Below are 10,645 nucleotides of genomic sequence, written 5' to 3' on the forward strand. Positions count from 1 at the left end.
AAGTAATGGCCGCACTCTCAATCGATTATCAGCCGCTCACTACGATAAAACTCTATGGGGTTCTCAGACAGTTTGGGCGCGAGTTCAAGCTTTCGGTGAGGACGCCGGCCGAGGCTGTTAAAGCACTTTGCGTCCAGATTCCGGGCTTCGAGCGCTTCATTTCAAACGCAAAGTCCAGGGGAATGGAGTTCGCAGTCTTTCGCGGGTCAAAAAACCTTGAGGAGAAGGAGCTTGGCTATGGTGGTGACGGAGATATTCGCATTGCTCCAGTCATCACGGGGAGTAAGCGGGCCGGTATGCTCCAAACAATTGTTGGGGTAGCGATGATCGTGGCATCGTTTTTTGTTCCTGGCAGTACGCCAGCCGCTCTGGCTGCATCATCTGCCTTGTTTAGCGGCGGGGTCGCAATGTCTATCGGCGGCGTCATCCAAATGCTCAGCCCCCAAGCTAAAGGCCTCAAGACCAGCGCCGCCCCCGAGAACACCCCCGGCTACGCCTTCGGCAGCGCCAAGAACACCACGGCTTCCGGCAATCCAGTCTCCCTGTGCTACGGCCGTCGACGCTGGGGCGGGGCAATCATCAGTGCCGCGATCTATGCCGAAGACCAGATGTAGACACTACCAAACACCACGCCGCCCATGAGGCGGTTTTTTATTGCCTGGAGAAAAGCATGGGCGCAGCACAGTTAATCGATATCCACGGCGCCAAAGGCGGATCAGACAAGCCGAAGACCCCAACCGAAGCCCCGGACAGCCTGCGCTCTATTGCCTTGGCGAAAATGCTGATTGCTGTGGGTGAGGGCGAATTTGACGGAACGCCTACGGCCAAAAACATCTTTCTCGACAATACCCCGTTGCAGGACGAGCAAGGCAATCTCAACTTCCCGAATGTTAAGTGGGAGTGGCGCACAGGCTCCGTTGAGCAACCTTACATTCCCGGTATTCCGTCAGTCGAGAACGAAACCACTCTGGGCATTGAGCTGCGCAGCGGTACACCGTGGGTGCGGGCGATCAGCAATACCCAGCTTTCTGCTGTGCGCCTGCGCTTTGCCTGGCCAATGCTGCAATCGATTGATGCCAGTGGAAACATCAACGGTTACCGGATCGAATTTAAGATCGAAGTGGCCACCGATGGCGGTGCTTACAAAGAGGTGCTGAATGAAGCGGTAGATGGGAAGACCACCAGTGTCTACGAGCGGACTCGGCGTATTGATTTGCCCAAAGCTGTGAGCGGTTGGTTGCTGCGGATCACGCGTCTAACCGCCAACCAGAACAACAACAAAATCGCCGACATCATGCAGATCGCGGGCTTCACCGAGGTTATCGACGCGAAGCTGCGCTATCCGAACACCGCGCTGCTCTACATTGAGTTTTCGGCTGAGCAGTTCCGCAACATCCCGGCGGTCACGATTGAATGTGATGCACGCAAGATGTCGGTACCAAGCAATTACGATCCGCGCGCCCGGACCTATACCGGAATTTGGGATGGCACGTTCAAACAGGCATGGACCGATAACCCGGTCTGGATGACTTACGACGTCACCGTCAACGACCGCTTCGGCCTTGGCCGGCGCATCAAGCCATGGCAGGTCGATAAGTGGGAGCTGTACCGCATTGCGCAGTATTGCGATCAGCTGGTACCAGACGGCAAAGGCGGGATGGAGCCGCGCTTTATCTGCAACCTGAACCTGCAAGGCAAGGCGGATGCCTGGACGTTGCTGCGGGACATTTCTGCAATCTACCGCGGCATGACCTACTGGGCACAGGGCCAGGTGTTTTCGCTGTCGGATATGCCACGCGCCACTGACTTCGATTTTGCCTACACCCGGGCCAACGTGATCGATGGCAAGTTCACCTATGCCAGCGCCTCGGAGCGCACCCGTTACAGCCGGGCACTGATCAGTTACGACAACCCGTCCAACAACTACGACACTGACGTCACGCCGGTAACCGATAGCAAGTTGCAGCGCCGCTACGGCGACAATCCGCTGGAGATCAGCGCCATTGGCTGCACGCTTGAATCCGAGGCGCAGCGCCGGGGTAAGTGGGCGCTGCTTACCAACTCCAAGGACCGGGCCGTGACGTTCAAGGTTGGCTTGGACGGTCGTATCCCACTGCCTGGCTACGTCATCCCGATCGCAGATGAGCTGTTGGCGGGTCGGCCGGTAGGCGGGCGTATCTCTGCGGTTAATGGCAAGGTTATCACCCTGGACCGCGACACCCAGGCCAAGCCAGGCGACCGACTTATCCTCAATCTGCCCGATGGCAAGTGTGAGGGTCGTACGGTCCAACTGGTCAGCGGCCGAAAGGTCACCGTGACCATTGCTTATTCCGTTTCTCCTGAGCGCGAATTGGTCTGGGCGCTCGACGCCGACGACCTGGCGATCCCGCTTTATCGCGTAACTAGCGTTTCCCGACCAGAGCCTGGCGTATTCGAAATCTCGGCCGTGCAGTACGACCCGAGCAAGTTCGCGCACATCGATACCGGGGCTCGCCTGGAAGAGCGGCCAATCAGCGTAATACCGATCACTGTGGTTCCGGCACCGGCCAGCGTGGCGCTGACGTCGAGTTCGTCGGTTGCCCAAGGTTTGGCCGTGACCACCATGACCATTGCGTGGGCTTCGGTACCCGGCGCAGTCGCCTATGACGTGGAGTGGCGTAAAGACAATGGCAACTGGATCAAGGTGCAGCGCACTGGCTCATCCAGTGTTGAGGTATCTGGTATTTACGCTGGCGATTATTTGGCTCGGGTACGCGCGGTCAGTGCCTTCGATATTTCCTCGATCTGGAAGTCGTCGCAGCTTACCCATTTGAAGGGCAAAGTCGGCTTACCGCCGGCGGTCACGCACCTGAGAACTGAAAGCCTCGTCTACGGCATCGGGATCAACTGGGGCTTTCCACCGGGCGCTGAAGACACCCAGCGCACCGAACTCTGGCAGAGCACGGCCAACAATTTAGCGGGCGCTACCAAACTGGGCGACTTTGCCTACCCGCAGGCTAGGCACGAACTGCAAAACATTGTCCCCGGTACCAGCCTGTTTTTCTGGGCACGGCTTGTCGATCGCACTGGCAATGTAGGTCCATGGTTTCCTGAGAAGTTTGGGATCAATGGCCAGCCGAGTTCTAAGCAGGCGGAGTACGAAAAATACTTCATCGGCAAGATTCAGGAGTCTGCGTTTGGTCAGGCGTTACTCGAGAAGATCGGCAAAATAGAGCTGATCGACGGTGATGGCCCCGGCTCGGTGAATGAGCGGCTCGATGCGGCCAAGCAGGAACTGGCAGAGCTGATCAAGGAAGTGACGGATGCGCTTGAGTACGACAACGCCAAGGCGTATGCCAAAGGCGAAGTGGTGCGTTTGGGTAACCGGCTGTTTCAGGCCATTGCAGCCACCACAGGCCATGCGCCGCCCAACGCTACTTATTGGGTGGACATGGGCACCTTGGCCGAAACGACCAATGCCCTGGTGCTGCAAGTGCAAAAGAACTCGGCCAGCATCATCGAGCAGGACGGCAAGATTACTGCGCAGGGCAAACAGATCAGCGCTATCGACGCCAAAGTCACTGACCCAAAAACAGGGCTGGTGGCCACGGCCAACGGGTTGAGCTCATTGACCAGCACCGTCGAAACCCTCGACGGCAGGGTCAAAGCCACATCGGAGAAGGTCGACGGCGTGTATGCGCTGGTCAAAACCGACTCGGCAGGCGACACCAGCGGCAGCGCGGGTGACTCCACGTCATCGGCCGGCGCCTGGTCGATCATGTCGGCCGTTGCAGAACGCGACTTTGCGCAGTCAGTGCGCACCGACACTGTCGAAGCCAAGGTTGCGGACAATGCTGCAAAGATCATCGACGTTTCGACGGCTGCCGCAGATGCAACCTCAGCGGTAGCATCCCGGGTCACTCAACTCAGCGCCAAGGTTGACACCAACGCAGCCACCTTCAAGTCGGAAACCACAGCGCTCGCAGATGCGGACAAAGCGCTGAGCAGCCGCATCGAGACAGCCCAAGCCCAAACGCAGAACAACGCAGCCGCCCTTCAGGCAGAAGTTACGGCCCGGACGGATGCGGATAGCGCGATGGGACGTCGAGTGGACACGGTGCAAGCATCAGTTGGGGATGTAACGGCCTCGGTTCAGCAAGTCAGTCAAGCCGTTGCCGACGTGAACGGCAAGGTGACCGCCCAGACCACGATCAAGGCCCAGACCACCGTTGACGGCCGCAAGGTGATGGCAGGATTGTCGGTAGCGGCGGGGGACACCTCTGAGATTCTGGCCTTTGCACAACGCTTCGCCATCATCGACGAAGTCACCGGCCAATTGCGTGCGCCGTTTATAGTTTCTGGCGGTCAGGTGTTTATCAACTACGCCATGATTGATACGGCGTTTATTCAGAACTTGGTACTGGGCATGACGTTGCGTTCAAGTGCGGTCAACGCCAAGGGTTTGCCGTTGCTGGAAATCAACATTCCAGCGGGCATGTTGACCTTGCGTAGCGCGGGTGCGGGCGGTTCTTCGATTCTCAACAACGATGGTCTGGCCGCGCTTGATGAAAACGACGTGATCCGGGCCAAGTTTGGGAAAATTTCATAATGGGATTTGGTTTAGGGACATGGGACGCCGCGGGCGTCCCGGAGCTGAATGAAAACTCATTCACCATGCGGGTGGTTCTTTCTGAAGTAGTGACGTTCGGAGTTCGAGAAGTGAAGAGCTTCTCGGTACCGGGCTGCACGCCCGCCAACTCGGTGGCTATCGTCAGCCCGCTGGGTGGGTATAGCGATAATGACCGTCAATTCGAAACGGAAATGGGTGATGGAATTGCCTATGTTGCTAATTACATGCGCTATTACGCCGGGGAATACACCGCGACTGGTTCGATGCGCCTGATTGTGACGAGGTTCGCTTAACTATGAGCTATGGAATTTATTTTAAGAATAAAAGCGACGTGGTGGTACTCGATTCTGAATATGCGCGGTTAAGTGTTATTGCCAGCGGTCGTTATGCGCCCACTCAAGAATCAAATATGGGTTCAACTACGTACTTTGGAAGAGTCGTTACTTCGGCAGAGCCACCTTTGGTTTTTGTTCGTCCTGATACGGTGGGTGCCGTCGCTGGCCTGTGCTTAATGCGCCTTCTCGGCGGCCCTGGGGCGTGGACAGGTTTTTATGTAAGAGCATGGAGCAATAACACGGCTCAACCGAACGGACGTTATTTTGTGGCGGCTTTTGCAGCGCAAGCCACAGCACAGTGGGGCGTTCGAATACTTGATGGCACTAGCAAAGTGATATTCGACAGCGGGACGCCAAGTGCTTTGTTCACTCGCGCGTTTCAAAATTGGACTTATGTGAAAAGTGAACGTGGTCCGACAGGCGCTTGGAGTAATTACTATCAAGTACCATTTGATTTTCCTCAGGATGAATTTTTGCTCATCAATTCCTTCGGTATGAACCTTCTGTCCGGCGGTGTTGTTGGTAGAAGTCTGGCTGTGTGGTGGGATTTTCCGGGGCGCAATTTGTACGCAATCACTCAAGCTTTCGCTAACCCTTATGACTTTCATCTACCAGCGATGTTTGCAAAGCAAAATGCTCAGTAAATTAGTTTTGATTTAGCCTGCTTTTTGCGGGTATTTTTTCGCTTGGAGAACAGCATGGCACGGCAAGAAATTATCTTAGGTACGCCCCCTGCGGGGCTTGGCGGTGATCCACCGCGCACAGCCAGCATGAAAATCAATGCCATGACGCAGGAGCTGTATGAAAAGAATGCAGCGCTTGGAGCGCTGTCGAAAATGGATGTGGCTCCAGTGGACAATGGAGGTACAGGTGCCACGAATGTGGGTGCCGCGAGGGCTAATTTGGGGTTAGGTTCATCTGCAACACATGATCTGACGGTAACTGCTGACGATATGACTCTCGGTAGAGTTCTCAAAGTGGGTGATCGAGGAATTGGCAGTTTTTTATCAGATAGGGCTGTGTCAGATGCCTTAGTGCCAATATCAAAAGGGGGGTTTGATTTTTCATTTTTAAATTATCTTGGTGCTCCATCAGGCTCTAAAGATGGATCTTTACTGACGCAGTCGTATTCCAAAGATGCATTTGCTTCACAGATTTTTATAGATTGGCAAATGAACATAATGAAAGTCAGAACAATTGGTGCTTACGGCACATCTCCATCCGCTTGGGCAACAATGTACAGCACTGCTAATACTACCCGCGCTGCAGATGGCACACTGAAGGCTATTTAAATGACCACTAGAGCAGCTATCAATATCCTTGGTTCTACAGGCGCAATCATCGACGTAACCTCACTGGGCGTGAGCACTATTACATCGCAGCGCCAGAGCAAGGGTCTCTATCACGTGGAGGGCTCTAAAGGCATGGCCGAAGCCCCGGAAGGCTGGGGCTACGTGGTTAATCAGGTGGATAATGATAAACAAATCGTAATCAACTTCGACAATGACTTGCTTGAAGTTGCTGTGACACGCGATGGCGAGCCTGTAGACCTTCAACACAGCATCACCCTTCACGTCGCAGTTGACGAACTACCGCCACAAGTCGTGCCCGAGCCGGCACCTTTACCACCTGCTGACCCGGCTCAAGAAGCTCAGGTGCAATGCGCCCAGCTGCGCGCAACCGCAGACTATGCGATTACCCCGCTACAAGATGCCGTTGACATAGACGAAGCGACCGAAGAAGACGCCGCCCAGCTCAAATCCTGGAAGAAATACCGCGTTGCGCTGAACCGAGTACCTGAACAGGCCGGGTATCCCGAAACAATCGACTGGCCAGCCGTACCGTACTGATCCCACCTGTAATACGAACCCCGCCGAGTGTGTGTATTTTTTACCGGTGAAAGCAAGGGCGTTGTCAGAAGGTGACCCGAACTAAAGAGGTTGGCGATGATGGCATAAAGCCTGCTACAGTCCGCGTCGAAATTAATAAGGCAAGGAAATATACCGTGAACCGCATCCATCTTTTAGCTTTAGTAGGTGCAGCAGTGTTGATGAGTGGGTGTGTCGTACAAAGTACTTACAGCAAAACCGTTGCTGTAACCAAAGATGCTAATGGCAAGATCATCCAAACGGTTGAAAGCGAGACTGTGATTCAGCCAGCGAATGGTTATCCAATGCGTCTTGAGAAAATCAGAGGCATACAGCCTCAATAAACGCCTGTACTGATTCAAAGAAACCCGCCGAGTGCGGGTTTTTTATTATCTGGAGAAAGCTATGCCCATCACCACACAGCAGTTGCTGCAAATCCTCCCTAACGCCGGCCAAGTTGCCGGCGTTTTTGTACCTGTCTTAAACACTGCCATGAACCGATATCAAATTATCGGCTCGAAGCGCGTTGCGGCCTTTATCGCGCAGATTGGCCACGAATCCGGCCAGCTCAAATACGTTAAAGAAATTTGGGGGCCAACCGCTGCTCAGGCTCGATACGAAGGTCGTGCTGATTTGGGCAATACTCAGCCGGGTGACGGCTCCAAATATCGAGGCCGTGGCCTGATCCAGATCACCGGTCGCGCCAACTACAAGGCAAGCGGCGAAGCGCTGGGCCTCAACCTGATCAACCACCCTGAACTGCTGGAGAAACCGCAGCATGCTTGCATGTCAGCTGCGTGGTTCTGGGCAAGCAAAGGCCTGAGCACCCTTGCTGATGAAGGGAAGTTTGAAACCATCACCCGGCGTATCAATGGTGGGCTGAATGGGATGGCTGATCGTCAGAAGCTGTATGTGCGGGCGTTAAAGGTGCTGGTGTGAAGCTGTGGGGCGCAATCTGGTCTTATGCAGGCGGGTTGCTACTGATATTCAGCTCATTGTTCTTCGCCTACCTGCACGGTGTAAGCATTACAGAGGACAAATGGATAGCTAAGTGGAGTGTTCGAGATACCAATGACCAGCGGGCTGCAGTCACGGCAGAGGCCGCCGAACGCGATAAAGAGCAGGCCCGACAACGATCAATTAATAAGGCTATTCAAAGTGGACAGAAAATTATTGATATGGCTGTTGCTAATGCTGCCTCTGATCGTAATTCTTCAAACAGCCTGCGCCGTAAAATCGACCAGCTCACAGGGCAGCTCTCCTCCAGTGAGGCCAGCCGTAATACCTGCACTACCAATGCAAGCGAAGCAGCAACCCACGCCGCTCTGGTGCTTGCCGACGTGCTTAAGCGCGCTGACCACAGAGCGGGAGAGTTGGCAGAAACTGCTGATCAAGCCCGAGCACGCGGATTGATATGCGAAATGGCTTACGTTCTTCTCATGGAAAATCAATAGAAACCATAAGATATGCAGCTTACAGCTTACAGCTAACTTCTAAGGTCTATGTCGTCAATTTTAACTGCTATATCCTTACTAGTGAATTTTTTGGTGTCGTAAATATAATACAAATAGCCCTGTTTTCGCACATTTTGATAACTTCTGAGCGGTTGAATATTTGGGTAGGCCTTCAATGCCTTTAGCACACGTTCGCAATAGGGTTCTGCAATCGACTTTGTGCCTTCGATAGCCGCATAACCGTGAAGTACAATAGAATCAACGGCGTTATGGATATTTTCATTGTGTTTGAAAATTCGTGTCACTTTCTAATCTCCTAAAGTAATCGATTATTACAATATTTCTATTACGCCGGAGCAATTAAATTAGGCCCTTGATTTTTCACATTTCCCACGGCTTCCCCACTGAGTACCATTCAAATTCCTTCGTAGGGTGGCAGTATTCTAGCGCCAACTCTTCAGCTCGTTCACTCTCTAGCGATTGATCAAGCCATTCACGGGCATGCTCAGGTGCGAGAATCACGGGCCGCCGATCATGAATATCAACCATCCCTTGATCACTGGCAGCAGTGATTATCACGAAGCCATCTCCTTCATGCGGCTCTAAGTCTGGGTGCACCTCGGCCAATGCCGCAAAGAACATGGGCGCTTGGCTCTTGAGACGAATGAAGAATGGTTGTTTCTTTTTCGGGTCGTCAGGATCCTTGACCCACTCATACCAACCGTCAGCCATGACTAAAGCGCGGTTACCTGGCCAAAGCTGTTTGAAGAACTTGGCGGTCGTGACAGTCTCGACTCGTGCATTGATCGGATCTGGTCTTTTGCCTTTGGCCCAGAAGGGCGCCCAGCCCCAACGCACAGGGTCAATCCTTAAGTCGTCCTGCTGGTTATGGAGGATGTTGACTCGAGTGCTAGGAGCGACGTTGTAGCGGGCGATGGGTTGATTGTCATACCCGCTGACGACCAATCTGTCGGTGCCCAGCATCTTCAGATAATCCGCTACGCCTTGGTACTGTACAAATCGTCCGCACATCCTGATGACCTCTTGGCGATAGAGCACTGCTCGAAGCTTAGCCCGCATCAGCATCCCTTCGTCGAAATCTCTTGCAGAAGAATTGACCAGAAATCTCCTACGCAGTTAACTGTACGTGCATACAGTCAAACAAAAGGCGTGCGTCATGAGCTTCACTTCTCTGGGTCCAATAGCCGAAGGCGGCGTGCGCCTGCCCCTGTGTTCTTTCAAAGTGCCTGCAGGCTTCCCGTCCCCGGCGGCGGATCACATTGAGAAGCAAATTTCTCTCGACGAGCTTCTGAGTATTCGTGCGCCGAGCGTGTACCTGGTCAAGATTGATGGCGACAGCATGCAGGGTGCCGGCATATTCGCAGGCGATCTGGCTGTGGTGGATCGTGCGATTGAACCCGTTCATGGCCATGTCGTCGTAGGAATATTGAATAACGACCCACTGTGCAAGCGGCTGGTTATCCGGGATAAGTCCATAATCCTGAGGTCAGAGAACTCCAAGTTTCCCGACAGGTACATTTTGGAGGGGGATGAATTCTCAGTCTGGGGAGTGATCACGTACACAGTGCGAAACCATTTACGATAAAAGTTTGGGGGGGCGGTCGGCAGATCGCCTAGGGTGGGTACTAATGCATCGGGGGAAATTCGGGGAATGGCTCTTCACAGTAGGGCATCGTGGGGCGTCGTTGCAGCGAGCGCGAGATGCAAAGCCCTGATTTCATTGGGCTTTTCGGAGATATTCAAGTATGGGGTGCTAGGCGGTTAGGCGCATGCCGTTACATGTCAGATCGTGAACTAGGCTTTTACAAATCCAACTCTTAGGACGAATGTCATGTCATCTCACTCCGAGTCCAATATTGTCATGGCAGATGCTCTGACATTGATACTTCACAACCAGCATGCGCTAGCTGCGGCGGTAGAGGAGGTCACGAAATGGCTTTCGGACAATGGCATACAGAGTGTTGCAGATAGCGCACTCGCCGCTATGGAGACACTGGACACAAATGCACAAGCGATTACAGATGCGATTACGCGACTTCGAAAGTTTTAGGGGGGGGGTGATTGCCCTGGAGCTTTTTCAACCAGCAGAGCACTGTTAAATCGATGATTTTTGGTTCCATAACCTAAGGCTGAGCCTAGACAGAATGCGGCCTGTAAGGCATAGGAGGTTTGCTACTAATGGAACACCAAACAGCTTACAAGCTACGGTTATGAAGGACTTCAGTCCCGGCTTGCAAATCCGCCCACGCCGGTTCGATTCCGGCTTCGGCCTCCACATTCGAAAGCCCCGTAGACCTTGGTCTACGGGGTTTTTTATTGGGCGCAGAAAAGTGAGGAGTTCCGAAACTTTAGGGGGTG

Annotated in this window: 12 protein-coding genes and 1 pseudogene; 11 read left to right on the forward strand and 2 right to left on the reverse strand. The window is 53.6% G+C overall.

The window, feature by feature from the left end:
* Nucleotides 1-5: 5 nt before the first annotated feature.
* From ACI7MX_RS08875 to ACI7MX_RS08915, 9 genes are all read left to right on the forward strand, one after another.
* Nucleotides 6-614 (forward strand): tail assembly protein, encoded by a 609-nt coding sequence (locus ACI7MX_RS08875; RefSeq protein ID WP_314482461.1) that lies wholly within the window; start codon nt 6-8, stop codon nt 612-614.
* Between the two features lie 56 nt (nt 615-670).
* Nucleotides 671-4,588 (forward strand): DUF1983 domain-containing protein, encoded by a 3,918-nt coding sequence (locus ACI7MX_RS08880; protein WP_405590270.1) that lies wholly within the window; start codon nt 671-673, stop codon nt 4,586-4,588.
* Complete coding sequence (locus ACI7MX_RS08885; protein ID WP_405590267.1) at nt 4,588-4,902, forward strand: hypothetical protein; 315 nt, start codon at nt 4,588-4,590, stop codon at nt 4,900-4,902. The genes ACI7MX_RS08880 and ACI7MX_RS08885 overlap by 1 nt, the downstream gene beginning before the upstream one ends.
* 2 nt (nt 4,903-4,904) lie before the next feature.
* The gene (locus ACI7MX_RS08890; RefSeq protein WP_405590264.1) at nt 4,905-5,588 is read left to right on the forward strand and encodes a hypothetical protein; all 684 of its coding nucleotides are present in this window, start codon (nt 4,905-4,907) and stop codon (nt 5,586-5,588) included.
* Between the two features lie 54 nt (nt 5,589-5,642).
* Nucleotides 5,643-6,236, forward strand: a complete 594-nt coding sequence (locus ACI7MX_RS08895) for a hypothetical protein (protein ID WP_405590261.1) — start codon at nt 5,643-5,645, stop codon at nt 6,234-6,236.
* Nucleotides 6,237-6,794, forward strand: a complete 558-nt coding sequence (locus tag ACI7MX_RS08900; RefSeq protein WP_405590258.1) for a tail fiber assembly protein — start codon at nt 6,237-6,239, stop codon at nt 6,792-6,794.
* 155 nt (nt 6,795-6,949) lie between these two features.
* Entirely contained in the window at nt 6,950-7,156 is a 207-nt protein-coding gene (locus ACI7MX_RS08905; protein WP_405590492.1) for a hypothetical protein, read from the forward strand.
* A 61-nt stretch (nt 7,157-7,217) separates the two neighbouring features.
* Nucleotides 7,218-7,751 carry a glycoside hydrolase family 19 protein gene (locus ACI7MX_RS08910; RefSeq protein WP_405590255.1) on the forward strand — a complete coding sequence of 178 codons (534 nt, stop codon included), beginning with the start codon at nt 7,218-7,220 and terminating at the stop codon, nt 7,749-7,751.
* Nucleotides 7,748-8,266, forward strand: coding sequence for a DUF2514 family protein (locus ACI7MX_RS08915; RefSeq protein ID WP_405590252.1), 519 nt, complete (start codon nt 7,748-7,750; stop codon nt 8,264-8,266). Before ACI7MX_RS08910 ends, ACI7MX_RS08915 begins: the two co-directional genes overlap by 4 nt.
* A 32-nt stretch (nt 8,267-8,298) precedes the next feature.
* Here ACI7MX_RS08915 and ACI7MX_RS08920 read toward each other — a convergent pair whose 3' ends face one another.
* Nucleotides 8,299-8,571: a hypothetical protein gene (locus ACI7MX_RS08920; RefSeq protein ID WP_405590249.1), complete on the reverse strand. Its 273-nt coding sequence runs from the start codon at nt 8,569-8,571 to the stop codon at nt 8,299-8,301.
* Between the two features lie 41 nt (nt 8,572-8,612).
* Nucleotides 8,613-9,298 (reverse strand): annotated as a pseudogene (locus tag ACI7MX_RS08925) (SOS response-associated peptidase family protein).
* Nucleotides 9,299-9,443: 145 nt separating this feature from the next.
* On the opposite strand from ACI7MX_RS08925, the gene ACI7MX_RS08930 reads away from it, so the two are divergent.
* Both ACI7MX_RS08930 and ACI7MX_RS08935 read left to right on the forward strand, forming a co-directional pair.
* The gene (locus ACI7MX_RS08930) at nt 9,444-9,872 is read left to right on the forward strand and encodes a LexA family protein (protein WP_405590246.1); all 429 of its coding nucleotides are present in this window, start codon (nt 9,444-9,446) and stop codon (nt 9,870-9,872) included.
* Between the two features lie 246 nt (nt 9,873-10,118).
* A complete protein-coding gene (locus ACI7MX_RS08935) occupies nt 10,119-10,337 on the forward strand; it encodes a hypothetical protein (protein WP_122782637.1) in 219 nt (72 codons plus the stop codon).
* The last annotated feature ends 308 nt before the right edge of the window (nt 10,338-10,645 follow it).

The sequence above is a fragment of the Pseudomonas sp. 2024-210 genome (genome assembly GCF_045062345.1).
Taxonomy (GTDB): Bacteria; Pseudomonadota; Gammaproteobacteria; order Pseudomonadales; family Pseudomonadaceae; genus Aquipseudomonas.

What these genes read in the sequence shown, in the direction of transcription:
- ACI7MX_RS08875 (WP_314482461.1), top strand. Translation starts at nt 6, where the DNA reads ATGGCCGCACTCTCAATCGATTATCAGCCGCTCACTACGATAAAACTC.
- ACI7MX_RS08880 (WP_405590270.1), top strand. Translation starts at nt 671, where the DNA reads ATGGGCGCAGCACAGTTAATCGATATCCACGGCGCCAAAGGCGGATCA.
- ACI7MX_RS08885 (WP_405590267.1), top strand. Translation starts at nt 4,588, where the DNA reads ATGGGATTTGGTTTAGGGACATGGGACGCCGCGGGCGTCCCGGAGCTG.
- ACI7MX_RS08890 (WP_405590264.1), top strand. Translation starts at nt 4,905, where the DNA reads ATGAGCTATGGAATTTATTTTAAGAATAAAAGCGACGTGGTGGTACTC.
- ACI7MX_RS08895 (WP_405590261.1), top strand. Translation starts at nt 5,643, where the DNA reads ATGGCACGGCAAGAAATTATCTTAGGTACGCCCCCTGCGGGGCTTGGC.
- ACI7MX_RS08900 (WP_405590258.1), top strand. Translation starts at nt 6,237, where the DNA reads ATGACCACTAGAGCAGCTATCAATATCCTTGGTTCTACAGGCGCAATC.
- ACI7MX_RS08910 (WP_405590255.1), top strand. Translation starts at nt 7,218, where the DNA reads ATGCCCATCACCACACAGCAGTTGCTGCAAATCCTCCCTAACGCCGGC.
- ACI7MX_RS08930 (WP_405590246.1), top strand. Translation starts at nt 9,444, where the DNA reads ATGAGCTTCACTTCTCTGGGTCCAATAGCCGAAGGCGGCGTGCGCCTG.
- ACI7MX_RS08935 (WP_122782637.1), top strand. Translation starts at nt 10,119, where the DNA reads ATGTCATCTCACTCCGAGTCCAATATTGTCATGGCAGATGCTCTGACA.